Below are 18,423 nucleotides of genomic sequence, written 5' to 3'. Positions count from 1 at the left end.
TTTATAACAAACAATTGACAACAAATGTCAGGACTTATTGGAAAGAAAATCGGAATGACTTCCGTTTACAGTGCCGAGGGTAAGAACATACCATGCACTGTCATCGAGGCTGGTCCCTGTGTTGTTACGCAAATCAAAACCGTGGAGAAGGACTCCTACGAAGCGGTGCAGATTGCCTATGACGAGAAAAGTGAAAAGCACACCAGCAGCAGTTTGTTAGGTCACTTCAAGAAGGCAGGCACGACGCCCAAGCGCAAGCTGGCGGAGTTCAAGGGCATGCCCGAAGTGAATCTCGGCGACACGCTTACCGTAGACCTCTTCTCGGAGGAGGACTGGGTGGACGTGACCGGGATCTCGAAAGGCAAGGGTTTCCAGGGCGTCGTGAAGCGTCACGGCTTCGGCGGCGTCGGCGGTCAGACCCACGGCCAGCACAACCGTCAGCGCAAGCCCGGTTCGCTCGGCGCATCGTCCTATCCTTCGCGCGTCTTTAAGGGCAAACGTCTGCCCGGCCAGATGGGCGGCGAGCAGGTCAAGGTTCTGAACCTGCGTGTATTGAAAGTTATACCCGAGAGCAACCTCATCCTCGTGAAGGGTTCGATTCCGGGTGCCAAAGGTGCTTATTTAACAATTGAGAAGTAGTCATGGAATTAGCTGTTTTGAACACACAAGGAAAGGAAACGGGTCGTAAGGTAACCCTTTCGGACGCCGTTTTCGGCGTGGAGGCTAATGACCACGCTATTTATCTCGACGTGAAGCAGTATCTGGCCGATCAGCGTCAGGGTACGCACAAGTCGAAGCAGCGCAACGAGGTTGCCGGCTCGACCCGCAAGCTCAAGCGCCAGAAAGGTACGGGCGGCGCCCGTGCGGGCAGCATCAAGTCGCCCCTCTTCCCGGGCGGCGGCCGCATCTTCGGCCCCGTGCCCCGCGATTACCGCTTCAAGCTCAACAAGAAGCTCAAGCAGCTGGCTCGCCGCAGCGCGCTGACCTACAAGGCCCAGGCCAATGCGATCATCGCTCTGGAGGCTGTGAAGCTGGAGGCTCCGAAAACCAAGACGATGGTGGCCATCGCCGAAGCGTTGAAGGTGTCGGATAAGAAAGTGCTGCTGGTTCTGCCCGAGGGCAACGCCAATTTGCAGCTCTCGTGCCGCAACATTCCCTACGTACAGCCCGTGTTGGCTCAGAACGTCTGCACCTACGACGTGATGAACGCCTCGGCCGTCGTACTGGTGGAGGGCGCCGAGAACGTACTCAATACGATGTTAGCTTAAAAAACGCAAGTGACAATGGAAATTATTATTAAGCCGGTTCTGACCGAGAAAATGACGATTCAGGGCGAAAAGTTGAATCGCTACGGTTTTATCGTTGACGTGCGGGCTAACAAGCTGCAAATTCGCAATGCCGTAGAGCAGATGTACAACGTCGTCGTGACGGATGTGAACACCGTCAATTATATGGGTAAGCAGAAGAGCCGCTACACCAAGGCCGGTCTTCTGGAGGGTCGCGCCAACAACTTCAAGAAAGCGATCGTTACCTTGAAAGACGGAGACAAGATCGATTTTTACAGTAATATCTAACGAAGATGGCAGTAAGAAAATTTAAGCCTGTTACCGCAGGTACGAGACATAAGATTATCGGCACGTTCGACGAGATTACCAAGTCGACGCCGGAGAAGTCGCTGCTCAGCCCCAAGAAGAGCACGGGCGGTCGCAACAATGTGGGTAAGATGACGGTGCGCTATATCGGCGGCGGTCACAAGCAGATGTACCGCAACGTCGACTTCAAGCGCTCGAAGGACGGCATCGCTGCCACTGTGAAATCGATCGAGTACGACCCCAATCGTACTGCACGCATTGCACTTCTGGTGTATGCCGATGGAGTGAAGAGCTACATCATCGCTCCCAACGGTCTTCAGGTGGGGCAGACCGTGATGAGCGGCGCCGGCGTCGCTCCCGAAGTGGGCAATACGCTCTTCTTGAGCGAGATTCCCCTCGGTACGGTGATCCACAATATCGAACTCTACCCGGGCCAGGGTGCCGCCATGGCGCGCTCCGCAGGCTCGTATGCTCAGCTGTTGGCTCGCGAGGGCAAATTCGCCATCATCAAGCTGCCTTCGGGTGAGACTCGTATGGTACTCGTGACTTGCCGTGCGACGGTGGGTGTGGTGTCGAACATCGACCACAACCTCGAAAGCTCCGGCAAGGCAGGTCGTGAACGCTGGCTCGGCCGTCGTCCTCACAACCGCGGTGTCGTGATGAACCCCGTGGATCACCCGATGGGTGGTGGCGAAGGTCGCGCCTCGGGTGGTCACCCCCGTTCGCGCAAGGGTCTGTTGGCTAAGGGTTACAAGACTCGCAACCCGAAGAAGACGACCTCGAAATTTATTATTTCCAAGAAGAAAAAATAATTAAATAAGAGTACATAATGAGTCGTTCATTAAAGAAGGGGCCGTTCATCGATCCCAAACTCGAAGCGAAAATCGTCGCACTGACCGAGGGCAACAAGAAAGCCGTGGTCAAGACGTGGTCGCGTGCCAGCATGATCTCGCCCGACTTCGTGGGGCAGACCGTCGCCGTGCACAACGGAAACAAGTTCATTCCGGTATACGTAACTGAGAACATGGTAGGCCACAAACTCGGTGAGTTTGCGCCCACGCGTAACTTCCGCGGTCACGCCGGTAACAAGAAAAAATAGGTAGAAAATGGGTGCAAGAAAAGCAATAAGAGCCGAGAAACTGAAGGCCGAGAAAAAGCAGAAGGCGATCGCCATCATGCGCGATTGCCCCACCTCTCCCCGTAAGATGCGCCTGGTGGCCGACATCATCCGCGGCGTGGAGATCAACAAGGCGTTGGGCATCCTCCGTTATTCGAAGAAGGAAGCCTCGATCCGCATGGAGAAACTCCTCAAGTCGGCCATCGCCAACTGGGAGGCCAAGAACGAGGGCGAGCGTCTGGAAGACGTGCAGCTCTGCGTCAAGGAGGTGTTCGTCGACTGCGGCCGCATGCTGAAGCGCATTCAGCCGGCGCCCCAGGGTCGTGCGCACCGTATTCGCAAGCGCTCGAACCATGTGACGATCGTAGTGGACAAAATGGTAACCGTAGAAAACAAGTAATCAGATGGGACAGAAAGTTAATCCGATAGCAAATCGTCTTGGTATCATCCGCGGTTGGGATTCCAACTGGTTCGGGGGCAAGGACTTCTCCGACAAGCTGGTCGAGGACGCCAAGATCCGCAAGTATCTGAACGTCCGTCTGGCCAAGGCGAGCATCTCGAAGATCATCATCGAGCGCACGCTGAAGTTGGTTACGGTAACCATCTCGACGGCACGTCCGGGCATCATCATCGGCAAGGGCGGCCAGGAGGTCGACAAGCTCAAGGAGGAGCTGAAGAAGCTTACCGGCAAGGAGATTCAGATCAACATCTTCGAGGTCAAGCGCCCCGAGGTCGATGCCGTGATCGTGGGTCAGAACATCGCCCGTCAGCTGGAGGGCCGCGTGTCGTTCCGCCGTGCCGTGAAGACCGCCGTGGCTTCGACCATGCGCATGGGTGCCGAGGGCATCAAGATTCAGGTCGCCGGCCGTGTGGGCGGCGCCGAAATGGCCCGCACCGAGACCGTGAAGGAAGGCCGCATTCCGCTGCATACGTTCCGTGCCGACATCGACTACTGCCTGACCGAGGCCCTCACGAAAGTAGGTATCCTGGGTGTCAAGGTGTGGATCTGCCAGGGTACGGTATACGGCAAGCGCGACATCTTCGAGATCGCAGGCGCTTCGGCCCAGGCCGCTTCGGGCGACCGCGGCGAGCGTCGCGGAGGCGACCGTCGAGGCGATCGCCGTGGCGGGGAACGCCGCGGAGGCCGTCGTGGCGGCGAGCGTCGCAACAACAATCAGTAGTAAGTAGGACCTTTTAAAGCAAGACAAACAATGTTACAGCCGAAAAAGACCAAGTTTAGAAGAATGCAGAAAGGCCGTATGAAGGGTTTGGCTCAGAGAGGCAACCAGCTTGCATACGGATCGTTCGCAATCAAGGCGCTCGAATCGACCTGGATCACGGGTCGTCAGATCGAGGCCGCACGTCAGGCCATTACCCGTTACATGAAGCGTGAAGGCCAGCTCTGGATCCGCATCTTCCCCGATAAACCCATCACGAAGAAGCCCGCCGAGGTGCGTATGGGTAAAGGTAAGGGTAACCCCGAAGGTTTCGTAGCGCCCGTAACGCCGGGCCGCATCCTCTTCGAGGCCGAGGGAGTGCCCCTGGCCGTGGCGCAGGAAGCGCTCCGCCTGGGTGCGCAGAAACTGCCCATCACCACTAAGTTCATTGTACGACGCGACTACGTCGAAACCACCATTTAAGGGAACAGAAGATGAAAAGTGCAGAAATCAAGGATATTTCGATCAAAGACCTGCAAGAGCGCATCGAGACCGAAAAGGCGCAGCTCGCGAAGCTGAAGGTGCAGCACGCGGTGTCCCCCGTCGAGAACCCGTCGATCATTAAGAAGAACCGCAGAGACATAGCTCGCATGCTGACCATTCTGCGTCAAAAAAACGCCAAATAAGGAATGACCATGGAAAGAAATCTTAGAAAAGAGCGTATCGGAGTGGTTGTCAGCAACAAGATGGAGAAAACCATTGTGGTTGCCGTAGCACGCAAGGTAAAGCATCCGATCTATGGCAAGTTCGTCAACAAGACGACGAAGTTCGTCGCCGAGTCGCTCGACGAGACCTGCAAGGAAGGCGATACCGTGCGTATCATGGAAACCCGCCCGTTGAGCAAGACGAAGCGTTGGAGATTAGTACAAATCATTGAAAGAGCCAAGTAATTATGATACAGCAGGAAAGTAGACTCGTAGTAGCTGACAACAGCGGTGCGAAGGAGGTGCTCTGCATCCGCGTGCTCGGCGGCACGAAGCGTCGCTACGCTTCGATCGGCGACAAGATCGTGGTTGCCGTGAAGAGCGCTTCTCCCTCGGGCGATGTGAAGAAAGGCGCCGTTTCGAAGGCGGTCGTCGTTCGCACGACCAAGGAGATCCGCCGTGCCAACGGTTCGTACATTCGTTTCGACGACAACGCCGTGGTGCTGCTTAACAACCAGGGTGAAATGCGCGGTACTCGTATATTCGGCCCCGTGGCTCGTGAGCTGCGCGACCAGTATATGAAGATTATCTCCCTCGCACCCGAAGTATTGTAATCATAAAAACGATTTCGGATATGTCAGTCAAATTACATATTAAGAAAGGGGATACGGTTTACGTGAACGCCGGCGACAGCAAGGGTCAGCAGGGCAAAGTCCTGAAGGTCGACGTCGAGAAGCAGCGTGCCATCGTCGAGGGCGTGAACCTGTGCAAAAAGGCTACCAAGCCCAATGCTAAGAATCCCCAGGGAGGTATCGTCGAGCAGGAGGCTCCGATCCATATCTCCAACTTGCAGGTCATCGACCCCAAGAGCGGCAAGCCTACGCGTGTAGGCCGCAAACTCGATGACAAAGGTAAATTAGTTCGTTACGCTAAAAAGTCAGGGGAGGAGATCAAATAATGGCATACGTACCTACACTCAAGACACAGTATAAGGAGCAGATCATGCCTGCCCTTATGAAGGAGTTCGGCTACTCCAGCATCATGCAGTGCCCGAAACTTACCAAGATCGTCATCAACCAGGGCATGGGCCAGGCCGTCGCCGACAAGAAGCTCATCGACGTCGCCGAGGCCGAGCTGACGCAGATCACGGGCCAGAAGGCTGTGCAGACGCGTTCGCGCAAGGACATCTCCAACTTCAAGCTGCGCAAGGGCATGCCCATCGGCGTGCGCGTGACGCTGCGCGATGCCAAGATGTACGAATTCCTGGAGCGTCTGATCGCTGTGGCGCTGCCGCGTATCCGCGACTTCAAGGGCATCAACGAAAAGTTCGACGGTCAGGGCAACTATACCCTCGGCATTACCGAGCAGATCATCTTCCCGGAAATCGACATCGACAAGATCACGAAGATTTTCGGCATGGAGATCACTTTCGTAACCACGGCCAAGACCGACGAGGAGGCTTACGCCCTGCTTCGCGAATTCGGCCTGCCTTTCAAAAACGCTAAAAAGAACTAAGCCATGGCAAAAGAATCGATGAAAGCGCGCGAGGTAAAGCGCCAGAAGCTCGCCAACCGCTATGCTCATAAACGCGAGGAGATCGCAGCCAAGCTGAAAAGCGGCGAGATCGATCACGAGGAGGCTTGGATCGCTCTGTCGAAGTTGCCCCGCAACTCGAATCCCATCCGCCAGCATAACCGCTGCAAGATCACGGGTCGTCCCAAGGGTTACATCCGCCTGTTCGGCATCAGCCGTATCCAGTTCCGCGAGATGGCCTCCAAGGGTCTGATCCCGGGTGTGACCAAGGCAAGCTGGTAACAAACGTTCTTCGGGCTGTAAAGCCCAGGGAACGACGTGGAGCGGGGCAGGCCGGAACACGGTCTCTCCCGGATTCCGCGAAACATAGGGTCGTTGTGTCCGGAAGGTGCACAGCCTGTGGACGAGGGAGGAGGAAAACAGCCTTTTTCCGTCGGGCGAAGGAGCAGCGGCCGATACGGGTGTCGAATCCGTACGGAGAAGTTGCGAAGTCAGGGAAAGTGCCGTCGCAAGCGGTAACTTCCTGACTGCGGAACTCTTCGGACGATCGGCATTGGTTACGGATTTTCCGCGGCCGCAGCCGATGCCGGCGAGGTACGGGGCGGTGCGATGAACTGCGATGCGGTCGACAGCAGCGATGCCGACGGGGCGCAGGGCGGCGAGGAAACCGGAGGGAGCGTCGAGCGGAAAAAGGCATCGGGCTTTGTTCTGCGAAGATGTCCGATCGCAAGATCGGCGTGCTTCCGGACGGCAACCGGACAGCTGGACAGCAGTTTTGTCGGCGGAAATTTGTACGAACGTATGTTAGCGACATTCATGTGCTAACATTGTTCGTTTTTCTGAAATGCCATGTAAACGGCTAAAAACAAGCCGATAACTTGGTGGTTCGGGAAATAATTCGTATATTTGCACGCTTGTGCCCGAAACGCGCCTTGCGTGTGCAGGTGCGGTGCGGCCGAAAAGATACGGTTGCAGAGCCTCCGAGCCGAGCGAACGAAGAGTCAAGGCGATGAGTCGAAACGGGGGGGGGCGGAAAAGACGCGGCACCCGCAAGACGAATGCGAGACGAACAAAAAGATCGACAACGGAGACAGGAAGCGGCTTCCGGATGCGAAAGCGCTGCCGATCTCCGGAAACGATAAAAAACATTAACTAACAACTTTAATTTTAACTTCTATTCGTTATGACTGATCCTATTGCGGACTTTCTGACCAGAATTAGAAATGCAGTGAAAGCCAACCACAAGGTGGTTGAAGCTCCTGGTTCCAAAATTAAGCAGGAAATCACGAAGATCCTCTACGAGCAGGGTTACATCCTTGCTTACAAGTTCAACACCGACGAGAAGGGTCATCCCAACATCAAGATCGCTCTGAAGTGGGATGCCGCGACGAAGACGAACGCCATCAAGAACCTCAAGCGCATCAGCCGTCCGGGCCTGCGCCGCTACGCTTCGGTAGCCGACATGCCCCGCGTGCTGAACGGTCTGGGCATCGCGATCGTCTCGACCTCGAAAGGCATCATGACCGACGCCAAGGCCCGTCAGGAGAACGTGGGCGGCGAGGTGCTGTGCTACATCTACTAATCGGAAATCACTAAACAACAAACACAATGTCAAGAATCGGTAAATTACCTGTAAACTTGCCCGCCGGCGTGACCGTGGAGGTTGCGGCCGACAATACGGTAAGCGTGAAAGGACCGCTCGGGACGCTGAGCCAGAAAGTGGACTCGGACATCAAGGTCGAGGTCGGCACGCACAAGGATCCCCACACGGAGAAGGAGATTCCCGCCGTGCTCGTATCCCGTCCGACCAACCAGCCGCGCCATCGCTCGCTGCACGGTCTGTATCGTGCGTTGATCAACAACATGGTGATCGGCGTATCGAAAGGCTACGAAATCCAGCAGGAGTTGGTCGGTGTCGGCTTCAAGGCCGAAGTGAAGGGCCAAGTGCTCGAAATGAGCCTCGGCTACTCGCATGACACCCATTTCATGCTGCCCAAGGAAGTGACCGCCACGGCCGTTACGGAGAAGAAGGGCAACCCCATCGTGACGCTCAAGTCGATCGACAAGCAGCTCGTGGGGCAGGTTGCCGCCAAGTTGCGCTCGCTGCGCAAGCCGGAGCCGTACAAGGGCAAGGGTATCAAGTTCGTAGGCGAACAGCTGCGTCGCAAGGCGGGTAAATCGGCAGGTGCTAAATAGTAAATAGTCTGAAGTTATGTCACTGAACAAGATAGAAAGAAGAGAGAGGATCAAGATGCGTATCCGCAAGATTGTGAGCGGTACGCCCGAACAGCCTCGCATGACTGTATTCCGTAGCAACAAGCAGATCTACGTGCAGTTTATTGATGACCTTGCAGGCGTAACCTTGGCGACGGCTTCGTCGCTGGACAAGGAGGTGGTCTCGGCCGTTGCCGGCAAGACCAAGTGCGAAGTGGCCGCCCTGGTGGGCAAGCTGGCCGCCGAGCGCGCCGCAGCCAAAGGCATCACGACCGTAGCGTTCGACCGCAACGGCTACCTTTATCACGGAAGAGTTAAACAGCTGGCCGAAGCAGCACGCGAAGGCGGTCTTAAATTCTAAACATCATGTCGAATACCAACATAAAGAAAGTACGCACGAGCGACCTGGAGTTGAAGGATCGGCTCGTCAGCATTCAGCGCGTTACCAAGGTAACCAAGGGCGGTCGTACGTTCAGCTTCTCGGCCATCGTGGTCGTGGGCAATGAGGACGGCGTCGTAGGCTACGGCTTGGGCAAGGCTTCGGAAGTGCAGGCCGCCATTGCCAAGGGCGTGGAGGATGCCAAGAAGAACTTGGTAAAGATTCCCGTCATCAAGGGTACGATTCCCCACAAGCAGGAGTATCGCTACGGCGGTTCGCTCGTCATGATCCGCCCGGCCGCTCCCGGTACGGGTATCATCGCCGGCGGCGCCATGCGTGCCGTGCTGGAGTCGCTGGGTATCAAGAACGTGCTGGCCAAGAGCAAGGGTTCGTCGAACCCCCACAACTTGGTAAAGGCCACCATCGGCGCTTTGTGCGAACTGCGCGACGCTTACAGCGTGGCCCGTCTGCGCGGCATCTCGATGGACAAGGTGTTTAACGGTTAATTCTTTTCGGACAAATGGCAAAGTTGAAAATCACTCAAATCAAGAGCCGCATCGGCGCGACGTCGCGTCAGTGCAAGAACCTCGACGCGCTGGGTCTCAGGAAGATTAACGCCAGCGTCGAGCACGAGGATTCGGCGATCATCAAGGGCATGCTGGAGCGCGTGAAGCACCTGGTGAAGGTGGAGACCGTGGCCGCCAAGGCTGCGCCCAAGGCGAAGAAAGCCGCCGCGACACCCGCGGAGCCTGCACAGGCCGCAGAATAGGCGATCGAAAGTTAACGCACAAATCGAAATCAAACTTATGGAACTCAATAATCTGAAACCCGCAAAGGGTTCTACGCACCACGACAAGCGAATCGGCCGCGGTGCAGGTTCGGGCCACGGCGGTTATTCGACCCGTGGTAACAAGGGCGCGCAGTCGCGTTCGGGCTACTCGCGCAAGCTGGGATTCGAGGGCGGTCAGATGCCCTTGCAGCGTCGTCTTCCGAAGTTCGGCTTCACTAACTTGAAGCGTGTGGAATTCAAGGCGATCAACCTTTCGACGCTCGAAGAGCTGGCCGGCAAGAAGTCGCTCTCGGAGATCACGGTCGAGACGCTCGTAGGCGCAGGTTTCATCTCGTCGAACGACAAGGTGAAGATCCTGGGCAACGGTCAGCTGACCAAGGCGCTGACAGTCAAGGCCCACGCTTTCTCGAAGAGCGCCCAGGAGGCCATCGCGGCCGCCGGGGGCAGCGTCGAAAAACTGTAAGGAATCTTAGAATCCCACAATTATGAATCAGTATCTCGTTGTTGGTATCGTCTTTTTGGTGCTCATCGCCCTTTTGGCGACCAACAAGAAATTGGTTGAAACGCTCAAGAACATCTACAAGATCGAGGAGCTGCGCAAACGTGTCCTGTACACGATCGGGCTGCTGCTGGTCTACCGCTTGGGCAGTTTCGTCGTGATTCCGGGCATCAATCCCAACGCCTTGGGCGAAGGGTCGGCGTATGCCAGCCAGCTGGAGGGCAACGGACTTCTGGGTCTGTTGAACATCTTCTCCGGCGGCGCGTTCGGCAACGCCGCGATCTTGGCGCTCGGAGTCATGCCGTATATCACCGCCTCGATCATCATCCAGCTCATGGGCATGATGATTCCGTATTTCCAGAAGATGCAGAAGGAGGGTGAGAGCGGCCGCCGCAAGATGAATCAGTGGACGCGCTTCCTGACTATCGGCGTGCTGTTGATCCAGGGGCCGGCATACATCGCCAACCTCTATCATCAGGAACCCACCGCGTTCGTCTACGGCAATACGTTCCTTTTCGTTGCCTATGCGACGACGATTCTTATCGCCGGCACCATGTTCATCATGTGGCTGGGCGAGAAGATCACTGACAAAGGTATCGGAAACGGCATTTCGCTCATCATCATGATCGGTATCGTGGCCCGTCTGCCGCACGCCCTGTTGGCCGAGGTCAACGCGCGCTTCCAGACCGCCTCGGGCAGCGCCATCATGCTGATCCTCGAACTGGTGCTTCTGTTCCTGGTCTTCATGGCAACGATCGCTCTGGTGCAGGCCGTCCGCAAGGTGCCTGTGCAGTATGCGAAGCGGATCGTCGGCAACAAACAGTACGGAGGCGTACGTCAGTACATCCCTCTGAAGATGAATGCTGCGAATGTGATGCCCATCATCTTCGCGCAGGCATTGATGTTTATTCCGGCGTTGTTCTCGGGAACGGCTTTCGCGGCTGCTTTCAGCTCGATGACCGGTTTCTGGTACAACTTCACGCTCGCAGTGCTGGTAATCGCTTTCACCTACTTCTACACGGCGATTATCATCAACCCTCAAATGATGGCCGATGACATGAAACGCAACGGCGGCTTCATCCCGGGAGTGAAACCGGGCAAGCAGACCGTGAACTACATCGACACCATCATGACGCGCATCACGCTTCCCGGCTCGTTCTTCCTGGCCATCGTGGCGATCCTGCCCGCTCTGGCCATGCGGTTCCTGGGCATCCAGCAGGCGTTCGCCTACTTCTACGGAGGTACGTCGCTGCTGATCATGGTCGGCGTGGTGCTCGACACTCTCAAGCAGATAGAGAGCTACCTCTTGATGCGCCATTACGACGGTCTGATGAAGACCGGCCGCATCCAGGGGCGTCATTAGTAGTTTTCCGAAGAGATTCTTAGCGAAGAATGATCTATCTGAAGACAGACGAGGAAATCGAGTTGCTCCGCGAGAACAACATCCTGGTGTCGCAGACGCTGGCCGAAGTGGGGCGCCACATTCGTCCGGGCGTCACGACCCTGGAGTTGGACCGCATCGCCGAGGAGTTCATCCGCGCGCACGGAGCAGTTCCCGCTTTCCTCGGATATCAGGGATTTCCCGCTTCGTTGTGCGTTTCGGTTAACGAACAGGTAGTTCACGGTATCCCGTCCGCCGATTGCGTCCTCAAGGAGGGCGACATCGTTTCGGTCGATTGCGGTACGTTTATGAAGGGGTTTGTTGGTGATTCGGCGTATACGTTCGCCGTGGGAGAGGTCGCCGAGGAAGTACGGCGGCTGATGGACGTTACCAAAGAGGCTCTTTATAAAGGTACAGCCCAGGCGAAAGCCGGCAACCGCGTAGGCGACGTGTCGGCAGCCGTACAAGAGCACGCTGAGCATTCGGGCTACGGCGTGGTGCGCGAACTGGAGGGACACGGTTTGGGTCGCAGGATGCACGAAGACCCCGGGGTTCCCAATTTCGGCGCACGAGGCCGCGGGCCGCTCTTGAAGGAGGGCATGGTAATCTGTATCGAACCCATGATCAACATGGGGAACAAAGCGGTGGTTTTCGAGCGCGACGGCTGGACGGTACGCACCCGGGACCGCAAACCTGCGGCACACTACGAATTCGCAGTGGCCGTGCGGAAGAACGGCCCCGATGTGCTGACGGATTTCAGCATCATCGAACAGGTACTAAACAACTAAGACTCAATGGCAAAACAAGCTGCTATCGAACGCGACGGCACGATCATCGAGGCCTTGTCGAACGCGATGTTCCGCGTCGAATTGGACAACGGCCACGTCTTGACGGCCCACATCTCCGGAAAGATGCGCATGCACTACATCAAGATTCTTCCCGGGGATAAAGTAAAAGTGGAGATGACGCCCTATGATCTTTCGAAAGGACGTATATCTTTCAGGTACAAAAATTAGATCGCTTTAAGACTATGAAAGTAAAAGCATCCATCAAGAAGCGCAGCGAGGATTGCAAGATTGTGAAGCGTAAGGGCAAACTTTACGTCATTTGCAAGAAGAATCCCAAGTTCAAGATGCGCCAGGGGTAGTATTTCACATGTAAGTTAAAGTAAGACGATCATCGTGCCGGCAGTTCGGCGTTGCACGACCCGGATCTTCCGATCCGCCTGCCGCCGACCCTATGCAGGGTCTATGATCGCATCAAAAGAAAAAGAATTTTTATGGCACGTATAGTTGGTGTAGATTTACCCAAAAACAAGAGAGGCGAGATCGGCCTGACCTATATTTATGGTGTCGGTCGTTCGACGGCTCGCAAGATTCTCGACGGAGCTGGTATCAGCTACGACGTCAAGGTTCAGGACTGGACGGACGACCAGGTGGGCGCCATCCGTTCGACGATCGCCGAAATGGGCATCAAGGTCGAGGGCGAATGCCGTTCGGCCGTGCAGCTCAACATCAAGCGCCTGATGGACATCGGTTGCTACCGCGGCATCCGTCATCGCCTGGGTCTTCCCGTTCGCGGACAGTCGACCAAGAACAACGCCCGCACCCGCAAGGGCCGCAAGAAGACCGTCGCTAACAAGAAAAAGGCAACAAAGTAATCTTTAGAGAATTATGGCAAAGAAAACTGGAACAGTCAAGAAAAAGGTTGTCAAGGTGGGTGCCATGGGCAATGCCTATGTACATTCGACTTTCAACAACGTAATCATCACGATCACCAACGAGAACGGCGATGTGATCAGCTGGTCTTCGGCCGGCAAGATGGGTTTCCGTGGTTCGAAGAAGAATACTCCCTATGCCGCTCAGACTTCGGCCGCCGATTGCGCCAAGGTCGCTTACGACATGGGTCTGCGCAAGGTCAAGGTCTACGTCAAGGGACCGGGTGCCGGCCGCGAGTCGGCCGTGCGTACGATCCACGGCGCCGGCATCGAAGTGATGGAGATCATCGACGTCACACCGCTGCCGCACAACGGCTGCCGCGCTCCCAACCGCCGTCGTGTGTAGTTCGTGCGACGAGGACAGGGTAAAATCTTACAGTTATTTAATTCGTAAAAGACCATGGGAAAATACATAGGACCAAAATCGAAGATCGCCAGAAAATTCGGCGAAGCCATTTACGGGGCGGACAAGGTGCTCGAAAAGCGCAACTTCCCTCCCGGACAGCACGGTCTGGCACGCAAGCGCAAGAAGGTGTCGGAGTACGGCACGCAGCTCAGCGAGAAGCAGAAGGCTAAGTATACGTACGGTTTGCTGGAGAAGCAGTTCTCGCGCACCTACGAACAGGCTGCCCGCATGGGCGGTATCACGGGCGAAAACTTGCTGAAGCTGCTCGAATGCCGCCTGGACAACGTGGTGTACCGTTTGGGCATCGCCCCGACGCGCGCTGCGGCCCGTCAGCTTGTTTCGCACCGTCACATCTGCGTAAACGGCAATGTGGTAAACATTCCTTCCTATTCGTTGCGCGCCGGCGACGTGGTGTCGGTTCGTGAGAAGTCGAAGAGCCTGGAAGTGATCGCCGCTTCGTTGGCCGGTGCGGCCCGCAGCCGTTACGCATGGCTGGCGTGGGACAACGCTTCGATGAGCGGCAAGTTCCTCCAGAAGCCCGAACGCGAGGAGATTCCGGAGAACATCAAGGAACAGCTCATCGTCGAGTTGTACTCGAAGTAGTAATCAAAAATTCACTTTCATTGTTATGGCAATATTAGCATTCCAGAAACCTGAGAAGGTTATTATGCTCGAATCCACTTCGTCGTTCGGAAAGTTCGAATTCCGACCGCTGGAGCCTGGATTCGGGATGACTGTCGGTAATGCTTTGCGTCGTATTCTGCTCTCCTCGCTGGAGGGCTATGCGATCACGACTGTCAAGGTGGCCGGTGTCGATCACGAGTTTGCCGCTATCCCCGGAGTGATGGAAGATATGCTCAATATCATCCTCAAGCTCAAGCAGGTTCGTTTTATCCGCACAGTCGACAATCAGGATGCCGAGAAGGTCTCCATTAACGTTGCGGGTGTGACGGAGCTGACTGCCGGATACATTTCGAATTATCTTTCGTTCTTCAAGGTGCTGAATCCCGATCTGGTAATTTGCCACCTGGCTCCCGGTACGAAGATGCAGATGACGCTGACGATCGGCAAGGGCCGCGGTTACGTGCCCGCCGAGGAGAACGCGCCTGCCGAGGCCGAAATCGGCACCCTGCCGATCGACTCGATCTTCACGCCCATCAAAAACGTGAAGTACGCCATCGAGAACTACCGCGTCGAGCAGAAGACCGACTACGAAAAGTTGAATCTGGAGATTACGACCGACGGATCGATCCACCCCAAGGAGGCTTTGAAGGAGGCCGCCAAGATTCTCATTCAGCATTTCATGCTTTTCTCCGACGAGAAAATTACCGTAAACATGGAGGATAACAACGGTGCCGAGGAGTTCGATGAAGACGTGCTCCACATGCGTCAGCTGTTGAAGACCAAGCTCTCCGACCAGGACTTGAGCGTTCGCGCCCTGAACTGTCTGAAAGCTGCCGACGTGGATACGGTGGGCGATCTGGTAAAGCTCAACCGCAACGACCTGCTGAAGTTCCGGAACTTCGGCAAGAAGTCGTTGACGGAACTCGACGAGTTGCTGGCTTCCTTGAACCTGAAGTTCGGTATGGATGTATCTATCTACAAACTTGACAAAGATTAACTTATGAGACACAATAAGAATTTCAACCACCTCGGCCGTCAGGCGGGACACCGCAAAGCGATGCTCTCGAACATGGCGTCGTCGCTTATCCTGCATAAGCGCATCGAGACCACCGTTGCCAAAGCCAAGGCTGTGCGCATGTTCGTCGAGCCGCTGGTTACCAAGTCGAAAGAGGACACGACCCACTCGCGCCGTGTTGTTTTCTCGTACCTCAAGCAGAAGGAGGCCGTGACGGAGCTGTTCCGCACGATCGCTCCGAAGATTGCCGAGCGTCCTGGCGGTTACACCCGCATTCTGAAGACCGGCTTCCGGTTGGGCGACGGTGCCGACATGTGCATCATCGAGTTCGTGGACTTCAACGATGCCTACACGCTGGGTATCGCACCTGCGGCTGCTGCCGAGGCGAAGCCCAAGACGCGTCGTTCGCGCGCCAAGAAGACGACGGATGCTGTAGAGGAGGCTACCGTTGTCGACGGTGCCGAGACCGCTAAGGCCGCGCCCAAAAAAGCTGCTGCACCGAAGAAGGCCGCTGCTCCGAAGGCTCCCAAGGCTGCTGCCGCCAAGACGGCTGCTCCCAAGGTTGCCAAGAAGACCAACGTCGGCAAGAAAATGTAGTTTCGGAGCACGGCTCGCCGTGCCCCCTGTAAAAGTCGTATGGCGCCCGTAAGGGCGCCATACGTTTTTTATACTATGATTTCTGTCGGATGTGGTTTTTAATAGTTGTTGGCGGCTTGCACGGCTGCCATATAAAAGAATAGGGGTGTGTTATCCGCCTATCGATGTGTCGGAAATCGAATTCCGGCAGTTCGCAGTGCAATAAGTACGGGAATAGGAAGGGATTGGGGCCGTTGAAGAACGACAAGGCCGTAGTGCTCTCCTTATAGTGGGAATCCATACAAGATGATTTGGTCTGCGGGTTGCTGTCGGAAGTAGCGGGATTCGGCTGTGAGCTGTGCTGAAATAGTATGGGCAGGGTCGTTGGCCCGAGGCCAGGGTCGGGAAGTCGACGATCGGCAGCAAAAGCAAAACCCCCGTTGAACATTCGTTCAACGGGGGTCAGTGCCCAGGACAGGAATCGAACCTGCACGCCTTGCGGCACACGCACCTGAAACGTGCGCGTCTACCTATTCCGCCACCTGGGCATGGTAGGATTTACGGAGTGCAAAGATAGGGCTTTTTTTTGAAACTCCAAAAAATGCGGATAAAAAATGCCTTGTGATGACTGGATTGCAATGTTTTCGAGCGGATTCGTCGCTGTCGCAGCTGTTTGGAGGAACTGCTACTTGTTGAGAAATCTATATTGAAACAGAAGCAGATAGACGACGGCAACAGAGATGTAGGCGTCGGCCAGATTGAAGATCGCGCCGAAGAAATAGTTGTTGCTGTCGACCAGGAACCGCAGGAGACGCGGCACGTTGTTCCATTGGAACAGCGGGAAGTAGAACATGTCGACCACCTTGCCCATCATGAAGCCGGCATAATGGCCTCCGAAGTGCGCTGCTTCATAAGGCGTCGATTCCGAGAAAAGCAATCCATAGAATGCGCTGTCGAGGATGTTGCCCACGGCGCCGGCGAAGATCAAGGCCAGCCCGACGATAACCCCTTTGGGCGTATCTTTGCGGCTGTGGAGCAGATGACCGATCAGCCAGGCGAGTGCGGCGGCCAGTCCTATGCGGAAGAATCCCAGCAACAACTTACCCCAATCGAACGCACCGGCCGAAGCGATGCGCATGCCGAACGCCGCCCCGCTGTTTTCGATGAAACGTATCTGGAACCAGTCGGGGAAGACGATGATCGCTTCGTTGATTTGCAGATGGGTCTTTACCCATATTTTGAGCGCCTGATCGGCTGCGAGCAGCAGCACGATGAGCAAAGAGACTTTCTTGATGTTCATTGGTATGCGTGTGAATCGGACATGCAGCGGACGGAGTTGCTCCGGGTCTGCGCTTGTCCGGATGCAAAGATAGCGCAAGGATTGCGCAATGCCAAATTTATTTGGGGCTTCACCGGCTTAAAGAGCCGGCAGCCGGGCGGGTGCGGGCCGATGTGCTTGATTGTTAGTTTGTAGTCGCACCGGTTCGCTGTGGAACGGCACCGCGCGAGGTAGCCTATTATATAATATGTAGGCTTCTTTTGTTGCGGTTTTTTGCATTTTTGTGTAAAAAAGATGCGGAAATATTTGCAGATTCAAAAAATGTCGCTACCTTTGCATCCGCATTTGAGAAAACACGGTTCTTGCAAAGATCGAGAGTAGACGTAAAGGAGCTTGAAGTCCTTGGTCGAACAGTGGAATTTCGGAAAAAATGCAACGTTCTTGAAAAAATATTTGCAGGATTGAAAAAGATGACTTATCTTTGCAGTCCTTTCGCATTGCAAAATGCGGATTTTTTCAACAGGTTCTTTGAATTACTGGTTATTTTTGAGAGAAAGAATGTAGTATTTATCTGTCAATTTCCTTTAAGGGAATAGAAGTAGTCAGGACTCTAACAATACATTATTTTATACAATGGAGAGTTTGATCCTGGCTCAGGATGAACGCTAGCGGCAGGCTTAACACATGCAAGTCGAGGGGCAGCGAGTAGATTGCTTGCAATCTGCGTCGGCGACCGGCGGACGGGTGCGTAACGCGTATGCAACCTACCCATTACAGGGGGATAACACTGAGAAATCGGTACTAATACCCCATAACATCAGAGGAGGCATCTCCTTTGGTTGAAAACTCCGGTGGTAATGGATGGGCATGCGTTGTATTAGTTAGTTGGTAAGGTAACGGCTTACCAAGACTACGATACATAGGGGGACTGAGAGGTTAACCCCCCACATTGGTACTGAGACACGGACCAAACTCCTACGGGAGGCAGCAGTGAGGAATATTGGTCAATGGACGCAAGTCTGAACCAGCCATGCCGCGTGCAGGAAGACGGCTCTATGAGTTGTAAACTGCTTTTGTACGAGGGTAAACGCAGATACGTGTATCTGTCTGAAAGTATCGTACGAATAAGGATCGGCTAACTCCGTGCCAGCAGCCGCGGTAATACGGAGGATTCAAGCGTTATCCGGATTTATTGGGTTTAAAGGGTGCGTAGGCGGTTGGATAAGTTAGAGGTGAAATCCCGGGGCTCAACTCCGGAATTGCCTCTGATACTGTTCGGCTAGAGATCAGTTGCGGTAGGCGGAATGTATGGTGTAGCGGTGAAATGCTTAGAGATCATACAGAACACCGATTGCGAAGGCAGCTTACCAAGCTATATCTGACGTTGAGGCACGAAAGCGTGGGGAGCAAACAGGATTAGATACCCTGGTAGTCCACGCA

At 55.1% G+C, this 18,423-nt stretch carries 30 protein-coding genes, 1 tRNA gene and 1 rRNA gene; 30 read left to right on the top strand and 2 right to left on the bottom strand.

Annotation, left to right across the window (positions count from 1 at the left end):
- The first annotated feature begins 24 nt into the window (after positions 1-24).
- From rplC to rplQ, 29 genes are all read left to right on the top strand, one after another.
- On the top strand, positions 25-639 hold the full coding sequence (gene rplC / locus QZ298_RS04530) for a 50S ribosomal protein L3 (RefSeq protein ID WP_296005866.1): 615 nt from the start codon (positions 25-27) through the stop codon (positions 637-639).
- Between the two features lie 2 nt (positions 640-641).
- Positions 642-1,268, top strand: coding sequence for a 50S ribosomal protein L4 (rplD, locus tag QZ298_RS04525; RefSeq protein WP_296005864.1), 627 nt, complete (start codon positions 642-644; stop codon positions 1,266-1,268).
- A gap of 15 nt (positions 1,269-1,283) precedes the next feature.
- Positions 1,284-1,574 (top strand): 50S ribosomal protein L23, encoded by a 291-nt coding sequence (gene rplW, locus QZ298_RS04520; protein WP_296005861.1) that lies wholly within the window; start codon positions 1,284-1,286, stop codon positions 1,572-1,574.
- A gap of 5 nt (positions 1,575-1,579) precedes the next feature.
- Positions 1,580-2,404 carry a 50S ribosomal protein L2 gene (rplB, locus tag QZ298_RS04515; protein ID WP_296005858.1) on the top strand — a complete coding sequence of 275 codons (825 nt, stop codon included), beginning with the start codon at positions 1,580-1,582 and terminating at the stop codon, positions 2,402-2,404.
- A gap of 17 nt (positions 2,405-2,421) precedes the next feature.
- Entirely contained in the window at positions 2,422-2,691 is a 270-nt protein-coding gene (gene rpsS / locus QZ298_RS04510) for a 30S ribosomal protein S19 (protein ID WP_251214474.1), read from the top strand.
- 7 nt (positions 2,692-2,698) lie between these two features.
- Entirely contained in the window at positions 2,699-3,109 is a 411-nt protein-coding gene (rplV, locus tag QZ298_RS04505) for a 50S ribosomal protein L22 (RefSeq protein ID WP_296005851.1), read from the top strand.
- 4 nt (positions 3,110-3,113) lie between these two features.
- Positions 3,114-3,890, top strand: a complete 777-nt coding sequence (gene rpsC / locus QZ298_RS04500; protein ID WP_296005848.1) for a 30S ribosomal protein S3 — start codon at positions 3,114-3,116, stop codon at positions 3,888-3,890.
- A gap of 30 nt (positions 3,891-3,920) precedes the next feature.
- Positions 3,921-4,349 carry a 50S ribosomal protein L16 gene (gene rplP / locus QZ298_RS04495; protein ID WP_087263390.1) on the top strand — a complete coding sequence of 143 codons (429 nt, stop codon included), beginning with the start codon at positions 3,921-3,923 and terminating at the stop codon, positions 4,347-4,349.
- A gap of 11 nt (positions 4,350-4,360) precedes the next feature.
- Positions 4,361-4,552, top strand: coding sequence for a 50S ribosomal protein L29 (rpmC, locus tag QZ298_RS04490; protein ID WP_087263391.1), 192 nt, complete (start codon positions 4,361-4,363; stop codon positions 4,550-4,552).
- Between the two features lie 9 nt (positions 4,553-4,561).
- A complete protein-coding gene (gene rpsQ, locus QZ298_RS04485) occupies positions 4,562-4,816 on the top strand; it encodes a 30S ribosomal protein S17 (RefSeq protein ID WP_009597655.1) in 255 nt (84 codons plus the stop codon).
- A gap of 2 nt (positions 4,817-4,818) precedes the next feature.
- On the top strand, positions 4,819-5,184 hold the full coding sequence (gene rplN / locus QZ298_RS04480) for a 50S ribosomal protein L14 (protein ID WP_087311260.1): 366 nt from the start codon (positions 4,819-4,821) through the stop codon (positions 5,182-5,184).
- A 20-nt stretch (positions 5,185-5,204) separates the two neighbouring features.
- Entirely contained in the window at positions 5,205-5,528 is a 324-nt protein-coding gene (rplX, locus tag QZ298_RS04475) for a 50S ribosomal protein L24 (RefSeq protein ID WP_296005844.1), read from the top strand.
- Positions 5,528-6,085 (top strand): 50S ribosomal protein L5, encoded by a 558-nt coding sequence (gene rplE / locus QZ298_RS04470; protein ID WP_296005841.1) that lies wholly within the window; start codon positions 5,528-5,530, stop codon positions 6,083-6,085. Before rplX ends, rplE begins: the two co-directional genes overlap by 1 nt.
- Before the next feature lie 3 nt (positions 6,086-6,088).
- Positions 6,089-6,385, top strand: a complete 297-nt coding sequence (rpsN, locus tag QZ298_RS04465; RefSeq protein WP_296005838.1) for a 30S ribosomal protein S14 — start codon at positions 6,089-6,091, stop codon at positions 6,383-6,385.
- A gap of 901 nt (positions 6,386-7,286) precedes the next feature.
- Positions 7,287-7,685: a 30S ribosomal protein S8 gene (gene rpsH / locus QZ298_RS04460; RefSeq protein ID WP_296005835.1), complete on the top strand. Its 399-nt coding sequence runs from the start codon at positions 7,287-7,289 to the stop codon at positions 7,683-7,685.
- Positions 7,686-7,711: 26 nt separating this feature from the next.
- Positions 7,712-8,299, top strand: coding sequence for a 50S ribosomal protein L6 (gene rplF / locus QZ298_RS04455; RefSeq protein WP_296005833.1), 588 nt, complete (start codon positions 7,712-7,714; stop codon positions 8,297-8,299).
- Positions 8,300-8,315: 16 nt separating this feature from the next.
- The gene (gene rplR / locus QZ298_RS04450; RefSeq protein WP_296005830.1) at positions 8,316-8,678 is read left to right on the top strand and encodes a 50S ribosomal protein L18; all 363 of its coding nucleotides are present in this window, start codon (positions 8,316-8,318) and stop codon (positions 8,676-8,678) included.
- 5 nt (positions 8,679-8,683) lie between these two features.
- The gene (gene rpsE, locus QZ298_RS04445) at positions 8,684-9,202 is read left to right on the top strand and encodes a 30S ribosomal protein S5 (protein WP_296005826.1); all 519 of its coding nucleotides are present in this window, start codon (positions 8,684-8,686) and stop codon (positions 9,200-9,202) included.
- A gap of 14 nt (positions 9,203-9,216) precedes the next feature.
- Positions 9,217-9,465 (top strand): 50S ribosomal protein L30, encoded by a 249-nt coding sequence (rpmD, locus tag QZ298_RS04440; protein ID WP_296005824.1) that lies wholly within the window; start codon positions 9,217-9,219, stop codon positions 9,463-9,465.
- 37 nt (positions 9,466-9,502) lie between these two features.
- Positions 9,503-9,949, top strand: coding sequence for a 50S ribosomal protein L15 (gene rplO, locus QZ298_RS04435; protein WP_296005821.1), 447 nt, complete (start codon positions 9,503-9,505; stop codon positions 9,947-9,949).
- 22 nt (positions 9,950-9,971) lie between these two features.
- Complete coding sequence (secY, locus tag QZ298_RS04430) at positions 9,972-11,348, top strand: preprotein translocase subunit SecY (protein WP_296005819.1); 1,377 nt, start codon at positions 9,972-9,974, stop codon at positions 11,346-11,348.
- A 29-nt stretch (positions 11,349-11,377) separates the two neighbouring features.
- Positions 11,378-12,154: a type I methionyl aminopeptidase gene (gene map, locus QZ298_RS04425; RefSeq protein WP_296005814.1), complete on the top strand. Its 777-nt coding sequence runs from the start codon at positions 11,378-11,380 to the stop codon at positions 12,152-12,154.
- 6 nt (positions 12,155-12,160) lie between these two features.
- A complete protein-coding gene (gene infA / locus QZ298_RS04420) occupies positions 12,161-12,382 on the top strand; it encodes a translation initiation factor IF-1 (RefSeq protein WP_296005812.1) in 222 nt (73 codons plus the stop codon).
- A gap of 14 nt (positions 12,383-12,396) precedes the next feature.
- Positions 12,397-12,513, top strand: a complete 117-nt coding sequence (gene ykgO / locus QZ298_RS04415) for a type B 50S ribosomal protein L36 (RefSeq protein ID WP_010262443.1) — start codon at positions 12,397-12,399, stop codon at positions 12,511-12,513.
- A 132-nt stretch (positions 12,514-12,645) separates the two neighbouring features.
- Positions 12,646-13,026, top strand: a complete 381-nt coding sequence (gene rpsM / locus QZ298_RS04410) for a 30S ribosomal protein S13 (RefSeq protein ID WP_296005809.1) — start codon at positions 12,646-12,648, stop codon at positions 13,024-13,026.
- Between the two features lie 13 nt (positions 13,027-13,039).
- The gene (gene rpsK, locus QZ298_RS04405; RefSeq protein ID WP_251214491.1) at positions 13,040-13,429 is read left to right on the top strand and encodes a 30S ribosomal protein S11; all 390 of its coding nucleotides are present in this window, start codon (positions 13,040-13,042) and stop codon (positions 13,427-13,429) included.
- A 54-nt stretch (positions 13,430-13,483) separates the two neighbouring features.
- On the top strand, positions 13,484-14,092 hold the full coding sequence (gene rpsD / locus QZ298_RS04400; RefSeq protein ID WP_296005804.1) for a 30S ribosomal protein S4: 609 nt from the start codon (positions 13,484-13,486) through the stop codon (positions 14,090-14,092).
- A gap of 25 nt (positions 14,093-14,117) precedes the next feature.
- A complete protein-coding gene (locus QZ298_RS04395) occupies positions 14,118-15,110 on the top strand; it encodes a DNA-directed RNA polymerase subunit alpha (RefSeq protein WP_296005801.1) in 993 nt (330 codons plus the stop codon).
- 3 nt (positions 15,111-15,113) lie between these two features.
- Entirely contained in the window at positions 15,114-15,725 is a 612-nt protein-coding gene (gene rplQ / locus QZ298_RS04390) for a 50S ribosomal protein L17 (protein WP_296005798.1), read from the top strand.
- A gap of 445 nt (positions 15,726-16,170) precedes the next feature.
- Here rplQ and QZ298_RS04385 read toward each other — a convergent pair.
- Positions 16,171-16,252 (bottom strand) — tRNA-Leu (locus QZ298_RS04385).
- A 137-nt stretch (positions 16,253-16,389) separates the two neighbouring features.
- Positions 16,390-17,004: a signal peptidase II gene (locus QZ298_RS04380; RefSeq protein WP_296005795.1), complete on the bottom strand. Its 615-nt coding sequence runs from the start codon at positions 17,002-17,004 to the stop codon at positions 16,390-16,392.
- Positions 17,005-17,613: 609 nt separating this feature from the next.
- Here QZ298_RS04380 and QZ298_RS04375 point away from each other — a divergent pair.
- Positions 17,614-18,423 (top strand): 16S ribosomal RNA (locus QZ298_RS04375); the annotation flags it as partial.

The sequence above is a fragment of the uncultured Alistipes sp. genome, from assembly GCF_910580175.1.
Taxonomy (GTDB): domain Bacteria; phylum Bacteroidota; class Bacteroidia; order Bacteroidales; family Rikenellaceae; genus Alistipes.
Note: the sequence above shows the minus strand (reverse complement) of the source record. Positions and strands in the feature narration are given on the sequence as shown.